The sequence below is a fragment of the Xinfangfangia pollutisoli genome, assembly GCF_020179405.1.
In the GTDB taxonomy this organism is placed as follows: Bacteria; Pseudomonadota; Alphaproteobacteria; order Rhodobacterales; family Rhodobacteraceae; genus Pseudogemmobacter; species Pseudogemmobacter pollutisoli.
The window spans coordinates 1-17,329 of the sequence record NZ_JAICBZ010000055.1; the positions used below are offsets into that span (position 1 = coordinate 1).

At 68.8% G+C, this 17,329-nt stretch carries 17 protein-coding genes; 14 read left to right on the plus strand and 3 right to left on the minus strand.

What is annotated here, in order from left to right; genetic code table 11:
* Positions 1-32: 32 nt before the first annotated feature.
* On the minus strand, positions 33-722 hold the full coding sequence (locus K1Y73_RS14995) for an HAD-IA family hydrolase (RefSeq protein WP_225029138.1): 690 nt from the start codon (positions 720-722) through the stop codon (positions 33-35).
* Positions 723-837: 115 nt separating this feature from the next.
* On the opposite strand from K1Y73_RS14995, the gene glmU reads away from it, so the two are divergent.
* The 3 genes from glmU to K1Y73_RS15010 are packed head-to-tail and all read left to right on the plus strand — an operon-like array spanning position 838 to position 4,692.
* A complete protein-coding gene (gene glmU / locus K1Y73_RS15000; protein WP_225029116.1) occupies positions 838-2,187 on the plus strand; it encodes a bifunctional UDP-N-acetylglucosamine diphosphorylase/glucosamine-1-phosphate N-acetyltransferase GlmU in 1,350 nt (449 codons plus the stop codon).
* Between the two features lie 4 nt (positions 2,188-2,191).
* On the plus strand, positions 2,192-4,015 hold the full coding sequence (glmS, locus tag K1Y73_RS15005) for a glutamine--fructose-6-phosphate transaminase (isomerizing) (protein ID WP_225029117.1): 1,824 nt from the start codon (positions 2,192-2,194) through the stop codon (positions 4,013-4,015).
* Positions 4,012-4,692, plus strand: a complete 681-nt coding sequence (locus tag K1Y73_RS15010) for a DNA alkylation repair protein (protein ID WP_225029118.1) — start codon at positions 4,012-4,014, stop codon at positions 4,690-4,692. The genes glmS and K1Y73_RS15010 overlap by 4 nt, the downstream gene beginning before the upstream one ends.
* Before the next feature lie 86 nt (positions 4,693-4,778).
* On the opposite strand, the gene K1Y73_RS15015 is transcribed toward K1Y73_RS15010, so the two are convergent.
* Positions 4,779-6,677, minus strand: coding sequence for a heavy metal translocating P-type ATPase (locus K1Y73_RS15015; protein ID WP_225029119.1), 1,899 nt, complete (start codon positions 6,675-6,677; stop codon positions 4,779-4,781).
* A 140-nt stretch (positions 6,678-6,817) separates the two neighbouring features.
* On the opposite strand from K1Y73_RS15015, the gene alr reads away from it, so the two are divergent.
* From alr to K1Y73_RS15070, 11 genes are all read left to right on the plus strand, one after another.
* Positions 6,818-7,867, plus strand: coding sequence for an alanine racemase (gene alr / locus K1Y73_RS15020; RefSeq protein ID WP_225029120.1), 1,050 nt, complete (start codon positions 6,818-6,820; stop codon positions 7,865-7,867).
* Positions 7,864-8,640, plus strand: a complete 777-nt coding sequence (locus tag K1Y73_RS15025) for an MlaE family ABC transporter permease (protein ID WP_225029121.1) — start codon at positions 7,864-7,866, stop codon at positions 8,638-8,640. Before alr ends, K1Y73_RS15025 begins: the two co-directional genes overlap by 4 nt.
* Complete coding sequence (locus K1Y73_RS15030) at positions 8,637-9,383, plus strand: ABC transporter ATP-binding protein (protein WP_225029122.1); 747 nt, start codon at positions 8,637-8,639, stop codon at positions 9,381-9,383. The genes K1Y73_RS15025 and K1Y73_RS15030 overlap by 4 nt, the downstream gene beginning before the upstream one ends.
* Positions 9,383-9,772, plus strand: coding sequence for a hypothetical protein (locus tag K1Y73_RS15035; protein ID WP_225029123.1), 390 nt, complete (start codon positions 9,383-9,385; stop codon positions 9,770-9,772). The genes K1Y73_RS15030 and K1Y73_RS15035 overlap by 1 nt, the downstream gene beginning before the upstream one ends.
* A gap of 175 nt (positions 9,773-9,947) precedes the next feature.
* Positions 9,948-10,778: a DNA repair protein gene (locus K1Y73_RS15040; protein WP_225029124.1), complete on the plus strand. Its 831-nt coding sequence runs from the start codon at positions 9,948-9,950 to the stop codon at positions 10,776-10,778.
* A gap of 64 nt (positions 10,779-10,842) precedes the next feature.
* The gene (locus tag K1Y73_RS15045; protein WP_225029125.1) at positions 10,843-11,280 is read left to right on the plus strand and encodes a paraquat-inducible protein A; all 438 of its coding nucleotides are present in this window, start codon (positions 10,843-10,845) and stop codon (positions 11,278-11,280) included.
* Entirely contained in the window at positions 11,273-12,286 is a 1,014-nt protein-coding gene (locus K1Y73_RS15050) for an LLM class flavin-dependent oxidoreductase (RefSeq protein WP_225029126.1), read from the plus strand. Before K1Y73_RS15045 ends, K1Y73_RS15050 begins: the two co-directional genes overlap by 8 nt.
* Before the next feature lie 102 nt (positions 12,287-12,388).
* On the plus strand, positions 12,389-13,747 hold the full coding sequence (radA, locus tag K1Y73_RS15055) for a DNA repair protein RadA (protein WP_225029127.1): 1,359 nt from the start codon (positions 12,389-12,391) through the stop codon (positions 13,745-13,747).
* Between the two features lie 16 nt (positions 13,748-13,763).
* Complete coding sequence (locus K1Y73_RS15060) at positions 13,764-14,408, plus strand: CvpA family protein (RefSeq protein WP_225029128.1); 645 nt, start codon at positions 13,764-13,766, stop codon at positions 14,406-14,408.
* Positions 14,409-14,558: 150 nt separating this feature from the next.
* Positions 14,559-16,034: an amidophosphoribosyltransferase gene (gene purF, locus K1Y73_RS15065; protein ID WP_225029129.1), complete on the plus strand. Its 1,476-nt coding sequence runs from the start codon at positions 14,559-14,561 to the stop codon at positions 16,032-16,034.
* A gap of 139 nt (positions 16,035-16,173) precedes the next feature.
* On the plus strand, positions 16,174-16,836 hold the full coding sequence (locus K1Y73_RS15070; protein WP_225029130.1) for an SDR family NAD(P)-dependent oxidoreductase: 663 nt from the start codon (positions 16,174-16,176) through the stop codon (positions 16,834-16,836).
* A 19-nt stretch (positions 16,837-16,855) separates the two neighbouring features.
* On the opposite strand, the gene tspO is transcribed toward K1Y73_RS15070, so the two are convergent.
* Complete coding sequence (tspO, locus tag K1Y73_RS15075) at positions 16,856-17,308, minus strand: tryptophan-rich sensory protein TspO (protein ID WP_225029131.1); 453 nt, start codon at positions 17,306-17,308, stop codon at positions 16,856-16,858.
* Positions 17,309-17,329: the final 21 nt, after the last annotated feature.

The window sequence follows — 17,329 nt, forward strand, 5'->3', positions numbered from 1 at the left end:
CCTTCCGCCGCCGCCCGCACGGTCCGGCCGCTTTAGGCCCCGCCGATCAGCCGGGCCGCCAGCGCGGGCAGATCCGCAAAACGGTCCAGCATCGCTTCGGGCGCCAGCCGGGCAATCCCCGCCCCTTCGGGCCCGAAGGCCACCAGCGCGCAGGGCACGCCCACGGCGCGGGCGGTCTTCAGATCGGTCTCGGTGTCGCCCAGCAGGAAGGACCGGCGCGGATCGCCCCCCGCCTGTTCGACCGCCAGAAGATAGGGCGCAGGATCGGGTTTGCGGACCGGCAGCGTATCGGCCCCGATCATCGCCCCGAACAGATCGCGCACGCCCAGCCGCCGCAGCAGCGCTTCGGCCAAAGCCGAGGGCTTATTGGTGCAGATCGCCACGGCATGGCCTTCCCGGCGCAGCGCCTCGACCGCCTCGACCGCGCCGGGATAGAGCCGGGTATGGGTGTCGATCGCCTGGGCATAGGCGTCGAGCAGCCGCGGATACCAGCTGTCGATCCGGGCCTCGTCGACCGTATGGCCCATACGCGAAAACCCCAGCCGCAGCATCGCGCGGCCGCCATGGAAGGCGGTCAGGCTGTCAGCGGGCGTCAGAAGATCGCCTTCTCCCATGGCGCGGAAACAGGCATTGGCCGCGGCCAGCAGATCGGCCGATGTGTCGGCCAGCGTGCCGTCCAGGTCAAAGACCACGCATTTCCGCCCCATCGCGCCCGCCTGCAACATGCCGCAACCCTTGGTGAGCCCCGCCCCCTTGGCGCTGCCCTTCGCCCCCGGTAGAACGGGGCAAAAGGAAAAGCCACCCCCCGCTGCGCCGGGGCGGCAAGAAAGGGGCAGAATGCAGGTCTCGCTGATCATCCTGGCCGCGGGTCAGGGCACGCGGATGAATTCCGACCTCCCCAAGGTCCTGCACAAGCTGGCCGCCGTGCCCTTGCTGCACCATGCCATGGCCGCCGGCCGCGCGCTGGATCCTGCGCGCACCGTCGTGGTCGCGGGCCATGGCGCCGAGGCGGTCAGCCGTGCCGCGCGCGACTATGACGAGGAGGCGCTGATCGTTCTGCAAGAGGAACAGCTGGGCACCGGCCATGCCGTGGCCCAGGCCGCCGCGCATCTGGCGGATGCGACCGGCGAGGTGATCGTGCTTTACGGCGACACGCCCTTCATCCGCCCCGAGACGCTGGAAGCGATGCTCGCGGCGCGCAAGGATCATGCGGTGGTGGTTCTGGGCTTCGAAGCCCGCGATCCCGGCCGCTATGGCCGGTTGATCCTGGACGGGGACGCGCTGCAACGCATCGTCGAATTCAAGGATGCGACAGATGAGGAAAGGGCGGTAACTCTTTGCAATTCCGGCGTCATCTGCGCCAGCGCCAAGGATCTGTTCGGTCTGGTGGCCGATCTTTCCAATGACAATGCGGCCGGGGAATACTATCTGACCGATATCGTCGCGCTGGCGCGGGCCCGCGGCCTGTCGGCGGGCGTTGTGACGTGCCCGGAATCGGAAACGCTGGGTGTGAACACCCGCGCACAACTGGCGGGGGCGGAAGCGGAATTCCAGCGCCGCGCCCGGGCCGAGGCGCTGGAGAATGGCGTCACCCTGACCGCGCCCGAAACCGTGTTCTTCGCGTTGGATACGGTGATCGGCCGCGATGCGATCGTGGGCCCGCATGTGCTGTTCGGCCCCGGCGTCACCATCGAATCGGGCGCCGAGATCAAGGGCTTCTGCCATCTGGAAGGCGCCCATGTCAGCCGCGGCGCCGATGTCGGCCCCTTCGCCCGGCTGCGGCCCGGCGCGGAACTGGCCGAAGATGTGCATGTCGGCAATTTCGTCGAGATCAAGAATGCGATCCTGGACGAAGGCGTGAAGGTCGGCCACCTGACCTATCTGGGCGACGCGCATGTGGGCGAGTTCACCAATATCGGCGCGGGCACGGTGACCTGCAATTACGACGGCGTCATGAAGCACCGCACCGAGATCGGCAAACGCGCCTTCATCGGCTCGGACACGATGCTTGTGGCGCCGGTCACGCTGGGCGACGGGGCGATGACCGGCTCGGGAAGCGTCATCACCCAGGACGTGCCGGCCGAGGCGCTGGCCATCGCCCGCGCCCGGCAGGAAACCAAACCGGGCCTCGCCACCCGACTGATGGAAAAGCTGCGTGCCGTGAAGGCCGCGAAGGTAAAGGGGTAAGCCCATGTGCGGGATCATTGGCGTTCTGGGCAATCACGAGGTCGCCCCCCTGCTGGTCGAGGCGCTGAAGCGGCTGGAATATCGCGGCTATGACTCGGCCGGCATCGCCACGGTGAACAATGGCAAGCTGGACCGTCGCCGCGCGGTGGGCAAGCTGGTGAACCTGTCCGACCTTCTGGTGCATGAGCCGCTGGCCGGCAAATCCGGCATCGGCCATACGCGCTGGGCCACCCATGGCGCGCCGACGGTGAAGAACGCCCATCCGCATCGCGCCGGCGGCGTGGCCGTCGTGCATAACGGCATCATCGAGAATTTCCGCGAGCTGCGCGAGGATCTGGCCGCCACCGGCTATGTCCAGGAATCCGAGACCGATACCGAAACCGTCGCCCTGTTGATCCGGCGCGAGATGGATCAGGGCGCCAGGCCCGTTCAGGCCGCCCGCGCGGTGCTGAAACGGCTGCAGGGCGCCTTCGCGCTGTGTTTCCTATTCGATGGCGAGGACGATCTGATGATCGCGGCCCGCAAGGGCAGCCCCCTGGCCATCGGCTGGGGCGATGGCGAGATGTATGTCGGCTCGGACGCCATCGCTCTGGCGCCGATGACCGACCGGATCACCTATCTGGAAGAGGGTGACTGGGCCGTGGTCACCCGCAAGGGCGCCGAGATCTTCGATGCCGAGGATCGCCGCGCCAACCGGCCGGAAACCCGCGTGGCGGTGAATGCGACCCGGATCGAAAAGGCCGGCTACAAGCATTTCATGGCCAAGGAAATCGCCGAACAGCCGGTGGTGATCGCCGATGCGCTGAAACATTACACCGGCGGCGGCGCGACCCCGGCGCTGCGCCTGCCCGAGGGGCTTAGCTTTGCCGGCATCGACCGGGTGGTGCTGGTGGCCTGCGGCACGGCGTCCTATGCCTGCCATGTGGCGAAATACTGGTTCGAGCAGATCGCGGGCCTGCCCGCCGAAATCGACATTGCCAGCGAATTCCGCTATCGCGAGCCGGTGCTGTCGGACCGGATGATGGCGGTTTTCGTCAGCCAGTCGGGCGAAACCGCCGACACGCTGGCCGCGCTGCGCCATGTGAAGGAAAAGGTCGCCAAGGTCGTGGCGGTGGTGAATGTGCCCACCTCGTCCATCGCGCGCGAGGCCGATCTGGCGCTGCCGATCCTGGCGGGGATCGAGGTCGGCGTCGCCTCGACCAAGGCCTTCACCTGCCAGCTGACGGTGCTGGCGCTGATGGCGCTGCAGGCGGCGGCCGAACGCGGCGTGCTGACGCCCGCGCAGGTGGCCGAACGGCTTGAGGAGCTTCGCGCCCTGCCCGGTCTGATGAACGCGGCCCTATCGCTGTCGACGCCGATCTCGCGCATCGCCAAGGATCTGGCCAAGGCGCAGGACATCCTGTTCCTGGGCCGCGGGCCGATGTTCCCGCTTGCCCTGGAAGGCGCGCTGAAGCTGAAGGAAATCAGCTATATCCATGCCGAGGGCTATGCGTCGGGCGAGTTGAAACATGGGCCCATCGCGCTGATCGACGCCGCGGTGCCGGTGATCGTGCTGGCGCCCAAGGATGCGCTGTTCGACAAGACCGTGTCGAACATGCAGGAGGTGATGGCCCGGAACGGCAAGGTCCTGCTTCTGTCGGATGCCGAAGGCGTGGAAACCGCCGGTCCCGGCGCCTGGAAGACCCTGACCCTGCCCGAGGTCGCGGCCCTGTGGGCGCCGATCCTGTATGCGGTGCCGGCGCAGCTGCTGGCCTATCACACCGCCATCGCCAAGGGCACCGATGTCGACCAGCCGCGCAATCTGGCGAAATCGGTGACGGTCGAATGACGCCCGACGCCGCCCTTGCCGCCCTGCGGGCCGAGGCCGATCCGGTCCGCGCCGCGCAGGAAGCCGCCTATCTGAAATCCCCGCGCGAGGTTCTGGGCCTGCGCGTGCCGCGGGTGACCGAGCTTGCCACCGAATGGCGCCAGGGGCTGACGATCGACGAACGCGTGGCCCTGGCCGACGCGCTGTGGCGCAGCGACATTCACGAGGCCCGGCTGGCCGCGGCCAAGCTGCTGACCCAGGCGCGGATCCGCCCCGACGCGGGCGTCTGGCAGCTGATCGCAAGCTGGGTGCCGCAATTCGACGGCTGGGCGCTGGCCGACCATGTCTCGGATGCGGGCGGGCGGCGGCTGGTGGCCGACCCGTCGCGTCTGGACGAGGTCGAAGCCTGGACCACAGCGCCCCTGATGTGGCAGCGCCGCGCCGCGCTGGTGATGACCCTGCCCTGGACCAAGCAGAACCACCCGACCGCGCAGGATCGCGACATCCGCGCCCGGGTTCTGGGCTGGGCCGCCGCCTATGTGCCGGATCGCGACTGGTTCATCCAGAAGGCCGTGGCCTGGTGGCTGCGCGAATTGTCGAAACATGACGCGCAGGCGGTGCGGGATTTCCTGGCAGACCATGGGCCGGCGATGAAGGCCTTTGCGCGCAAGGAAGCCGGGAAGTATTTGAAGGACTAGAGTTGCCTCGGCGCCGCGCACCATAACCGAACGGATGCGCAGATATCCGGCCCGAATTTGAACGCACGTTCGGAAAAGCCCGCAGCCTAGCTGCGGCGGATCGGATCGCCCAGCAGGCGCAACCCGTTCAGCACCACCAGCAGCGTGCCGCCTTCATGTCCGACAACCGCCAGCGGCAGGGGCAGGTTGAAGAAAGCGCCGCCGATCACCAGCACCACCATCGCGCCGATGGCGAAGGTCAGGTTCTGCCGGATCACCCGCGCCGCGCGCCGCGCCAGACGCTGCGCATCGGCCAATTGGCCCATATCCTCTGCCATCAGCGCCACATCCGCCGCCTGCAGCGCCACTTCCGACCCCGCCGCCCCCATCGCGATGCCCACGTCCGCCCGGGCCAGCGCCGCGGCATCGTTGACGCCATCGCCGACAAAGGCCACCGGCCCCTCGGCCGCCAGCGCCTCGACCAGCCGCACCTTGTCGCCGGGCAGAAGCCCCGCCTCGATCTCGTCGGGCGTCAGCCCCAGCGCCGCGCCGATCCGCAGCGCCACCGGCCGGCGGTCGCCGGTCATCATCATCACCCGCGTCACCCCGCCCCGGCGCAGCGCCACCAGCGCCGCGGCCGAGGTTTCGCGCGGCGCATCGGCCACGGTAACCGCGCCCAGAAGCTGCGGGCCGCGGCCCAGAAGCACCAGCGTCTCTTCGCTGGCCTCCAGCGCCGCCAGCCGTGGGTCGGGCCCCGCCCCCATCCGCGCCGCCATCCGGGCATTGCCGGCCCAAAGCGGGCCTGTCGCATCCGTGCCGGTGATGCCCTCGGACGGATGCGCCTGCACGCCCTGCACCGCGACCGGCACCAGCCCCCGCGCCGCCACCGCCCGGCGCAGCGCCGCGGCGATCGGATGTTCGCTTTGCGCCTCGATCCCGGCCAGCAGTTCCAGAACCTGCGCCTCGTCGCCCGCCAGCGCCAGCACCGCCGTCACCTCGGCCCGGCCGGTGGTCAGCGTGCCGGTCTTGTCAAAGGCAAAGCTTTTCACCTCGGCCAGCCGCTCCAGCGCCGCACCGCCCTTGAACAGCACGCCGCCCCGGGCCGAGGCCGCCAGCGCCGACAGGATCGCCGCCGGAACCGAGATCACCACCGCACAGGGGCTGGCCGCGACCAGCAGCGTGGCCGCGCGATACAGCGCCTCGGACGGCGCGCGCCCCAGCGCCCAGAACAGGAAGAAGGCGGCGATCGCGCCCAGAAGCACCGCGACCGTATAGCGCTGGCCGAACCAGTCCGAGAACCGCTCGGACGGCGCCTTGGCGGCCTGCGCTTCGGTCACCAGTCGGATCATCCGCGCGACCGTGCTGTCGGCCAGCGCCCGCGTCACCTCGACCGTCAGGACACCATCCAGGTTCACGCAGGCCTCATGCACCGCGGCGCCGGGCGCCTTGTGAACGGGGGCGGCCTCGCCGGTGACGGTCGATTCGTCCATCCGGCCCTCGCCTTCGACGACGCGGCCATCGACCGGCACCCGCGCGCCCGGCCGCAGCACCACAAGATCGCCGGGCACCAGACTGGCCACCGCCACCTCGACCACGCCCTCGGCCCGCTTCAGCAGCGCGGTTTCCGGGCGCAGCTGCATCAAGGCCTCGACCGCGCGGCGGGCCCGGCCCATGGCGCGATGCTCCAGCGTGCCCGACAGCGAGAACAGCGCCAGCAGCACCGCCCCCTCAACCGGCGCCCCCACCGCCGCCGCGGCCAGCGCCGCCACGACCATCAACAGGTCGATGTCCAGAATGTGATCGCGCCACAGCGCCACAAGCGCGCCGCGCAGGGGCGGCAGGCCGCCGGCCAGATAGGCCAGCGCCAAAGCGGCGCCATAAAGCCCGATCGGCAGGGGTTGCAGAAGGTGGTGCAGCGCCGCCAGACCGAGACCCAGAAAGGTCAGGGCGGTCAGCGCGATATCGGCGTCGATCTGGCTGGGGCCGGCGGGCCCGTGCTGGTCCATGGACCTTCCTCGCCCGCCGCGCGCGGCCGCGCAAGAGACCTTCTGCCGCAGCCCCGCGCCGGCAGAGCTGCGCGGCGGGTCTTTCCCCCGGTCTTTCCCCCTTGACCCCGCCCCCCCCGATGCCGACAAAGGCCCCCATCATGGCCACAGCAACTCTTTCCATCGACCTCGACGCCATCGCCGCCAATTGGCGCGCCTTGGACCGGCTTTCCGCATCCGGCGTGCAGACCGCCGCCGTGGTCAAGGCGGATGCCTATGGCCTGGGCGCCCCGCGCGTTGCCCGTGCCCTGGCGCAGGCCGGCGCGCGGCGCTTCTTCGTGGCCCTGGCCGAGGAAGGCGCCGCCGTGCGCCAGGCGCTGGGCCCGGGGCCGCAGATCAACATCCTGTCGGGCCATATGGCCGGCGATACGGAAATGCTGCACGACCTTGACCTGACGCCGATGCTGAACAGCCTTGAGCAGATCACCCGGCATCTCGAGGCGCTGCCCGGCCATCCGTTCGGGGTGCAGCTGGACACCGGCATGAACCGGCTGGGGGTGGAACTGCCGGAATGGCAGGCAGTCGCGCCGATTCTGCTGGAAGCCGACCCGGTCATGCTGATGTCGCATCTGGCCTGCGCCGACGAGCCGGACCACCCGATGAATCTGCGCCAGCTGGAAATGTTCCACGAGATGACCGACGGCACCGGCCTGCCGCGCAGCTTCTCGGCCACGGGCGGCATCCTTTTGGGCCCGCAATATCACTTCGACCTGACCCGCCCGGGCATCGGCCTTTACGGCGGCCAGCCCTTCGAGATGGCGAGCCGCGTCGTCACCCTGTCCTTGCCGGTGATCCAGACCCGCGAAGTCGCCCCGGGCGAAGCCGTGGGCTATGGCAATACCTGGGAGGCCGAGGCGCCCTCGGTCATCGCCACGGTCGCCGCGGGCTATGCCGACGGGCTGTTCCGCAGCCTGTCGAACGGCGCGATCCTGTGGGATGGCAATACGCCCTGCCCGCTGGTCGGCCGTGTCTCGATGGACCTGATCACCGTCGACATCACCCATCTGCCCGAGCCGCCCAAGGCGCTGGACATTCTGGGGCCGCATCAATCGGTCGACGATCTGGCCGATGCGGCCGGCACGATCGGCTATGAGATCCTGACCTCGCTGGGCAACCGCTATGGGCGCCGTTACGTCGAGGCGCGCGGATGACGGCACTGCTTGCCGCGCTGGGCCGGCTGGTGCTGGCGGCGCTGGCCTCGGTCGGGCGGGTGGCGCTGTTTGCGCTGGATGCCATCGGCCATATGCTGCGCCCGCCCTTCTACGCGCGGGAATTCGGCCATGCGGTGATGCAGATCGGCTGGTTCTCGCTGCCGGTGGTGGCGATGACCGCGATCTTCACCGGCGGCGCGCTGGCCTTGCAGATCTATGCCGGCGGCAGCCGCTTCAACGCCGGCGCCGTGGTGCCGCAGATCGTGGCGATCGGCATGGCGCGCGAATTGGGGCCGGTTCTGGGCGGGCTGATGGTCGCGGCGCGGGTGTCCAGTTCCATCGCGGCCGAGATCGGCACGATGAAGGTGACCGAGCAGATCGACGCGCTGGTGACCCTGTCGACCAACCCGATGAAATACCTGACCGTGCCGCGGCTGCTGGCCGCCACGCTGACCGTGCCGGTGCTGGTGGCCGCGGGCGATTCCATCGGCATCATGGGCGGCTGGCTGGTGGGCGTCACCCGGCTGGATTTCAACTCGGCCAGCTATCTGAAGAACACCGTCGATTTCCTGGAATTCTGGGATGTCGGCTCGGGCCTGGTGAAGGGCGCGGTCTTCGGCTTCATCGTGGCGCTGATGGGCTGCTATCACGGCATGAACTCGGCCCGCGGCGCGCAGGGCGTGGGGGCGGCCACCAAGGCCGCCGTCGTGTCGTCCTCGGTGCTGATCCTGGCCGCCAACTACCTGCTGACAGAGGTGTTCTTCTCGGCATGATCGAGCTGTCCGGCGTTCACAAGGCTTTCGGCGCGAACAAGGTGCTGCAGGGGGTGGACCTGACCATCCCCCGCGGCGAAAGCATGGTCATCATCGGCGGGTCGGGCACCGGAAAATCGGTGCTGCTGAAGTGCATTCTCGGCCTGGTGCAACCCGACAGCGGCACGATCACCCTGGACGGCACCGATGTCAGCCGGCATGACCGCGACGCTTTCCTGGCGCGGTTCGGCATGCTGTTTCAGGGCGCGGCGCTGTTCGATTCGCTGAAGGTCTGGGAAAATGTCGCCTTCCGGCTGATGCGCGGCGCCCTGAAGCGCCCCCGGGCCGAGGCGCGCGCCATCGCGGTGGAAAAGCTGCGCCGGGTGGGCCTGGGGCCGCAGGTGGCCGATCTGTTTCCGGGCGAGTTGTCGGGCGGCATGCAGAAGCGCGTGGGCCTGGCCCGGGCGATTGCCGCCGATCCGCAGATCATCTTTTTCGACGAGCCGACGACGGGCCTCGACCCGATCATGTCGGGGGTGATCAACGATCTGATCCATGAGATCGTCACTGAAATGGGCGCCACGGCGATGACGATCACCCATGACATGTCCTCGGTCCGCGCCATTGCGACGCGGGTTGCCATGCTGCATGGCGGCGTGGTGCGCTGGACCGGGCCCGTGGCGGAAATGGACGCCACACCAGACCCTTACGTCCAGCAGTTCATCCATGGCCGCGCCGAAGGCCCGATCCCTTCGGTGCGCTGATGGCGGGGGATTTCCTCACCCGCCTGCTGACCCCCTCGCCGGTGATGCACTGGCTGGTGATGACCCTGCCGCTGACGATCACCCTGTCCGGAATTCTGGGCGCGGTCGAGCGCGAGCCGGGCAATCGCCGCCTTGCGCTGGCCGCCGCGGGGCTGACGGTCTGGCTGTTCCTGCCCCTGGCCTATGGCGACCCGCAGATTGCCGCGGTGGGCGAGATGATCTCGGTCTTCGGCTGGTTCGCGCTGATCGGCGCCTGGGCCGGCCATGTCTGGCGCCACCGGCCGACGCCGGTCTGGGTGCATGGCTTGGTGATCGGCCATCTGGTGGCGATTCTGATCGGCTGTCTGGTGGCGCTGGTCCGGGCGCTGCTGGGCGGCGGGCCGGGCTGAGCGGCGGGGACTTGGGCAAGGGTTGATCAACCACAGGTTGATCTTGGTTGCCGCAAGGGAAACAATCCAGGTACATTCGCGGATATCTTCGCATTCTCAGCGGCTTGGCGACGAAACCTCTTGCCAATTCCCCTGCCGCTCGGCTGGCATGCGCGAAAGGATACGGGGGAAACCGATGCAATCCATGTCGCAGGCCATGTCCCGGGCGGGGCGGCACCGCTGGCAGGCGGGGCTTCAGGGCTTTGCGCAGGCCGTGCTGATCGCTGTCACCGTGCTTCTGGTTCTGGCGGCGCTGGGGGCGGCGCTGGGCCTGGTGCCCTGGTTGGATCTGCCGCTGTCCTTTGGCGACACGCCCGTGCCGCAGGCCGGGGCGGGGTTGCAGCTGGGGCTGACGGGTCTGTTCCTGCTTCTGTGCCTGTATCTGCCCGCCAATGCCCGCATGGCGCGGCTGGAAAGCGCGCATCGCAGCTTTGCCATGGGGGTCGAGGATGTCGCCCGCGCCTACCGTATGGCCCATTCGGCCGACCGGACCGGGTTGTTCACCCTGTCGGCCGAATTCGACTCGGTCCGCGCCCGGATGGAGGCGCTGCGCAAGCACCCGGATTTCGGCCATCTGGAGCCGGAACTGCTGCAACTGGCCGCCCAGATGAGCCATGAGACGCGCGAATTGGCCCGCAGCTATTCCGATGTGAAGGTTGCCCGCGCCAAGGCCTTCCTGCAGCAGCGCCAGGAAGAGGTGCAGGCGCTGACCGACCGTCTGGCGCTGGCCCGTCACACCTGCGACGAACTGCGCCGCTGGCTGACCGATATCGAGGCCGAGGAACGCCAGGCCCAGCAGCAGCTGAAACGGCTGGAGGCGGATCTGCGGGAAATCCTGCCCGGCCTTGGCTACGCGGTGGATTTCGAAGACCGGGTCGAGGGCAATATCGTCAACCTGCCGAAACCCGCCCGCCCAGAGCCCCGGACAGAACCGCGGCCCGAACCGCGGCCCGATCCCCGGGCCTGAGCAGCCCGCGCCGCAGCCCCCGCCCCTTGACCCGACCGGCCCGCACTGCCACCTCTAGCCGGCCATGCGCGCGCTGAACCTTGCCCTTCTCATCCTGTTCCCGATCTCGTGGTTCGCTCCGCTGATGCGCGCGGCGCTGCTGCCGATCTTCGGCATGGACGAGATTTCGATGCTGACCGGGCTGCAAAGCCTTTGGGCCAGCGATGCGCCCCTGGCGCTGCTGGTCACCGCGATGGCGATCTTCGCGCCCTATGCCAAGACCCTTGGCCTGGCGCTTTTGCACTTTCGCCTTCTGTCGCCCCGGCTGCTGCCGGCGCTGCAGATCCTGGGCAAACTGGCCATGGCCGACATCTTCCTGATCGCGCTTTACATCGTGATCGCCAAGGGCGCCGGCCGCGTGACAGTGGAAACCGCCTGGGGACTTTACCTTTTCACCGCCTGCGTCCTGACCTCGATCCTGGTCTCCTGGCGGGCCGAACGACAGGAGACCGCCCATGTCTGACCGTATCTCTGACCGCATTCCGCTGTCGCTGCTGGACCTTGTCCGCGTCCGCGAGGGCCGCGACGCCTCGGAGGCGCTGGCCGAGGCGCAGGACACCGCCGCCCATGTCGATGCGCTGGGCTTCACCCGCTATTGGGTGGCCGAGCATCACAATATGGAAGGCATCGCCTCGGCCGCGACGGCGGTGGTGCTGGCCCATGCCGGGCAAAGGACGCAGCGCATCCGGCTGGGCGCCGGCGGCATCATGCTGCCCAATCACGCGCCCTATATCATCGCCGAACAATTCGGCACCCTGGCGCGGCTTTTCCCCGGACGGGTCGATCTGGGCCTGGGCCGCGCGCCGGGTACGGACCAGGCGACCGTACGGGCCATACGGCAGAACCCGATGCAATCCGAGCAATTCCCGCAGGATGTGGTCGAGCTGATGCAATGGTTCGCCCCCGCCGTGCCGGGCCGCATCCAGGCCTGGCCCGCGCCGGGGGCGGATCTGGATTTCTGGATGCTGGGTTCGTCGCATTTCGGGGCGATGCTGGCGGCCGAGCTGGGCCTGCCCTATGCCTTTGCCAGCCATTTCGCCCCGGATTACCTGGCCGAGGCGCTGCATCTGTATCGCAGCCGCTTCAAGCCCTCGAAACATCTGGCCGCGCCCTATGCGGCGGTTGGCGCGCATGTGATCTGCGCCGAGACCGAGGCCGAGGCGCAGCGGCTGTTCACCACGACGCAGATGAGCTTCTGCGGCATCCTGCGCAATGACCGCCGCCTGTCGCCGCCGCCGATCGACGATATCGACAGCTACTGGACCCCGCGCGAAGCGGCGCAGGTCGGGCGGATGCTGTCCTGCGCCGTCGTGGGCGACCCGGCCCAGGTGCGCGACGGGCTGGCGCGGTTGCAGGCGGAAACCGGGGCGGATGAATTCATCCTGGTCAGCGACATTTTCGATGTCGAGGCACGCCGCCGCTCGCTGGCGCTGACGGCCCAGACCTGGGGCCTGTCCGCGCAAGGCTGAACGCAAGACTTCGATTTTTCGACGAAAAATCGCGCCCGGCGCCCGGCGATTGCAGGGGCCGCGCCCGCCCCCTATGCTCGGGCCGCGAAAGGACCCCCCGTCATGGCCAAAGCGCAAGCGAGTTTCAGCTGCACCGCCTGCGGCGCCAGTTTCCCCAAATGGTCGGGCCGCTGCGATGCCTGCGGGGCGTGGAATTCCATCATCGAGGAAGCGCCGCTTTCGGCCGGGCCCAAGGCGCTGGGCGCGCGGGGCCGCGCGGTGCCGCTGTCGGATCTGTCCAGCAGCGAGCCGCCGCCGCCGCGCGCCGCCTCGGGCATTGCCGAACTGGACCGGGTGCTGGGCGGCGGGCTGGTGCCGGCCAGCGCGATCCTGGTGGGCGGCGATCCGGGCATCGGCAAATCCACCCTGCTTCTGCAGGCCGCGGCCAGTTTCGCCCGCAACGGCCTGTCCTGCCTGTATATCTCGGGCGAAGAGGCCTCGGCCCAGGTGCGCATGCGCGCCCAGCGGCTGGGCCTGGCCGATGCGCCGGTGCGGCTGGGCGCCGAAACCAATCTGCGCGACATCCTGACCACTCTGGATGCCGAACGCCCCCGGCTGGCGATCATCGATTCGATCCAGACCATGTGGCTTGATTCCGTCGAAGCGGCGCCCGGATCGGTCAGCCAGGTGCGCGCCGCGGCGCATGAGCTGGTTACCTTCGCCAAGCGGCGTGGCGTGGCGGTGATTCTGGTCGGCCATGTCACCAAGGACGGCCAGATCGCCGGGCCGCGCGTGGTCGAGCATATGGTCGACACGGTGCTGTATTTCGAGGGCGAGCGCGGCCACCAGTTCCGCATCCTGCGCGCGGTGAAGAACCGCTTCGGCCCGGCCGATGAAATCGGCGTCTTCGAGATGACGGGCAGCGGGCTGGCCGAGGTGCAGAATCCGTCTGCCCTGTTCCTGTCGGCCCGCGACACGCCGGCGCCGGGTGCTGCGGTCTTTGCCGGGATCGAGGGCAGCCGGCCGGTTCTGACCGAGATCCAGGCGCTGGTCGCGCCTTCAACCCTGGGCACGCCGCGCCGCACGGTGGTGGGGCTTGATTCGGGGCGGCTGTCCACGATCCTGGCCGTGCTTGAGGCCCGGGTCGGCATTCCCTTCGCCGGGCTCGACGTGTTTCTGAACGTGGCCGGGGGCTTGCGCGTCACCGAACCCGCCGCCGATCTGGCGCTGGCCGCGGCGCTTCTGTCGGCGCGCGAAGATGTGGTCTTGCCGCCGGAAATGGTGTTCTTCGGGGAAATCTCGCTGTCGGGCGCGCTGCGTCCGGCGGGGCAGACCGAAAACAGGTTGAAAGAGGCGGCGAAACTTGGTTTCACACAGGCGGCCCTGCCGCGGGGCTCCCGGTCCGGGGGCGTCGAGGCGATGCGGCTTCGGGAGATGGCCGATCTGACGGCTTTCACGGGCGAAATGTTCGGGGCGGGCTGAAGCCCGGGAGTGACGAATGGACAACTTCACCGCGGTCGACGGCGGAGCGGCGCTGATCATCCTTGTATCGGCGATCCTCGCCTATTCGCGCGGTCTGGTGCGCGAGCTGATGTCGATCGTCGGCTGGATCGGCGCGGCCATCGTCGCCTTCATCTTCGCCCCCTCGGCCGCGCCTTTGGTCAAGGAAATCCCCATGGTGGGCGATTTCCTGGCCGACAGCTGCGAATTGTCGGCGGTGGGCGCCTTTGCCGGCGTCTTCGCCATCGGCCTGATCGTCGCGGCGCTGTTCACGCCCTTGTTTGCCAGCGTCGTGCAGCGCTCGGCCCTGGGCGGGATCGACCAGGCCTTGGGCTTCCTGTTCGGGGTGGCGCGCGGCGTTCTGCTGATCGCGGTGGCCTTCATCGTCTATGATCGCGCCATGGGCGGCCAGCGGGTGGCAATGATCGACAATTCCCGCACCGCCAAGGTCTTTGCCAATTTCCAGGCCTCGATCGACGCCGCCGTGCCGACCGATGCCCCGGGCTGGATCGTGGCGCGCTACAATGACCTGACCGCGATCTGCACCCCCGAGCCGGCCGCCCCCGCCGACAGCGCGCCCGAAGCGGCCCCCGCTCCGGCACCGGCTCCGGCTCCGGCCCCCGCCCCGGCGCCCGGCAATTAAGCCCGGGCCGCCTGAAACCGCGCCAGCCGCGCCGCCTGTGCCCTGCTGCACATCAGTCTTGCGTGACGAGGGCGTGACACTGCCCGCGATCCGCACTATCTGAGGCGCATCCCTCGCCCGCCCGGGCCCCCCCAAGGATTCGGAGTGCCCATGCGCCGCTTCCCCTCTCACCCGTTTCAGCCCTTTGAAGATGGCGACAAGCTGAAGGAGGAATGCGGGATCTTCGGCGCGATTGGCGTCAACGATGCCTCGACCTTCGTCGCGCTCGGCCTGCATGCGCTGCAGCATCGCGGCCAGGAAGCCGGCGGCATCGTCAGCTACGATCCGAAGGACGGTTTCAACTCGGCCCGCCGCTTCGGCTATGTGCGCGACAATTTCACCCGCGCCGATGTGATGGAAACCCTGCCCGGCAGCCTGGCCATCGGCCATGTGCGCTATTCCACCGCCGGGTCGAAGGGCGCGACCGCCATCCGCGACGTGCAGCCCTTCTTCGGCGAGTTTTCGGTGGGCGGCTGCGCCATCGCCCATAACGGCAACCTGACCAATGCCGCCGCGCTGCGCAAACAGCTGATCGAGCGCGGCGCGATCTTCCAATCCTCCTCCGACAGCGAATGCATCATCCATCTGATGGCACGCTCGATGCAGAAGACCCTGTCGGAACGCATCAAGGACGCGCTGCGCGCGGTCGAGGGCGCCTTCTCGGTCATCGCCATGACCCGCACGAAGCTGATCGGCGTGCGCGACGCTTTGGGCGTGCGGCCCTTGGTGCTGGGCCGGGTCGGCGAAACCGGCTGGGCGCTCGCCTCGGAAACCTGCGCGCTTGACATCATCGGCGCCGAGTTCATCCGCGAGATCGAGCCGGGCGAGATGGTGACGATCGAGAACGGCATCGTCGCCTCGTCGCGGCCGTTCCAGCCCGCCAAATCGCGCTTCTGCATCTTCGAGCAGGTCTATTTCTCGCGCCCCGATTCGATCATCGGCGGCCGTTCGGTCTATGAAACCCGCCGCCAGATCGGGGTGGAACTGGCGCGCGAGGCGCCGGTCGAGGCCGATCTCGTGTGCCCGGTGCCCGACAGCGGCACGCCCGCCGCCATCGGCTATGCGGCCGAAAGCGGCATTCCCTTCGGGCTCGGGATCACCCGCAACCAGTATATGGGCCGGACCTTCATCGAACCGACCGAGCAGATCCGCAACATGGGCGTGCGGCTGAAGCTGAACGTCAACCGCGCGCTGATCCGCGGCAAGCGGGTGATCCTGGTCGACGATTCGGTGGTGCGCGGCACCACCAGCCGCAAGATCAAGGACATGATCCTTGATGCGGGCGCCGCCGAGGTGCATTTCCGCATTGCCTCGCCCCCCACCGCCTGGCCCTGTTTCTATGGCGTCGATACGCCCGAACGGTCCAAACTTCTGGCCGCCACGATGTCGGAAGACGAGATGCGCGACTGGATCGGGGTCAACAGCCTGAAATTCGTCTCGCTGGACGGGCTGTATCGCGCCGCGGGCGAGGCCGCCGGCCGCGATCCCAAGGCGCCGCGCTTCTGCGATGCCTGTTTCTCGGGCGATTACCCGGTTGCACCGACCGACAAGCTGGAAGAGGGCTTCCAGATGAAGGCCGCGCAATAGCCCAGTTCGGCGCAGCATACCGGGTCGCGGCCAAGCGTCGCTGACCCGGTCTCTTGCCCTTTCAGCCCGGCTCACATACTCCGCGTCAGGCCGGGGGCACCCTGCCGCCCGGCCCCTGCCTGGAAGAGCGGAGCCTGCCATGACCCAGAAGATCGCCCTTGTCACCGGCGCCTCGCGCGGCCTCGGCTTCGCGCTGGCGCAGCAATTGTGCAGCCGCGGCTGGCATGTCGTGGCGGTGGCGCGCACCGTGGGCGGGCTGGAAGAGCTGGATGACAGCGTCAAGGCGCTGGGTCTGCCCGGCGCGGGCGGCATGACGCTGGCGCCGATGGATGTGACCAATGACGATGCGATGCGGCATCTGTGCCGGTCGATCCACGACCGCTGGGGCGGGCTGCAGCTTTGGGCGCATTGCGCGATCCATGCCAGCGCCCTGTCGCCGGCGCCCTCGGTCGAGATGAAGGATCTCGACAAATGCGTCGCGACCAATCTGCGCGCGACCGCCTTCCTGGTCGGCATGGTCGATCCCTTGCTGCGCGAGGGCGAGGGCACGGCGCTGTTCTTCGACGATCCCCTGCCCGGCGCGCCTTTCGCCGCCGCCTATGGCATGACCAAGGCCGCCCAGATCGCGGCGCTGCGCAGCTGGCAGGAAGAAACCCGCCGCACCGGCCCGCGGGTGCTGATCGAGACCCCGGCGCCGATGCCCACCGCGCTGCGCGCCCGGTTCTACCCGGGCGAAGACCGCGCCGTGCTGGCCGCCCCCGCGGCCGAAGCCGCGCGGATCCTGGACAAGGCCGGCTTCTAAACCGACCTCGGCGGCCGCGTCAGCCCATCGAAGGGTTCAGCCGCCAGATCGCATGGTTCAGCGCCAGCGCGACGCTCAGCCAGGCCAGATAGGGCAGAAGCAGCACGACGACCCAAAGGTCGACCCAGAAGGCGGCCAGGATCATCGCCGCCACCACCAGCCACAGCAGCGCCAGCACCACCAGGCCCAGCTGGATCCGGTGCGCGCCGAAGAAAACCGGCGTCCACAGCGTGTTCAGCGCGATCTGCGCCGCCCAAAGCGCCAGCACCCTCCCCGCGCCGGCCGTGCCCGCCAGCCGCGCGCCGGCAATCGCGATCAGGATGTACAGGGCCGGCCAGATGATCGGAAACACCCAGTCGGGCGGGGTCCAGTCGGGCTTTTCCAGCTGCCGGTACCAGTCGCCGGGCGGAAAGATCATGCCCGTCGCGCCCGCCGCGGCACAGGCCAGAAGAAAGATCAGAAACACCGTCATCAGCGCACCTTTGGGTCTGTT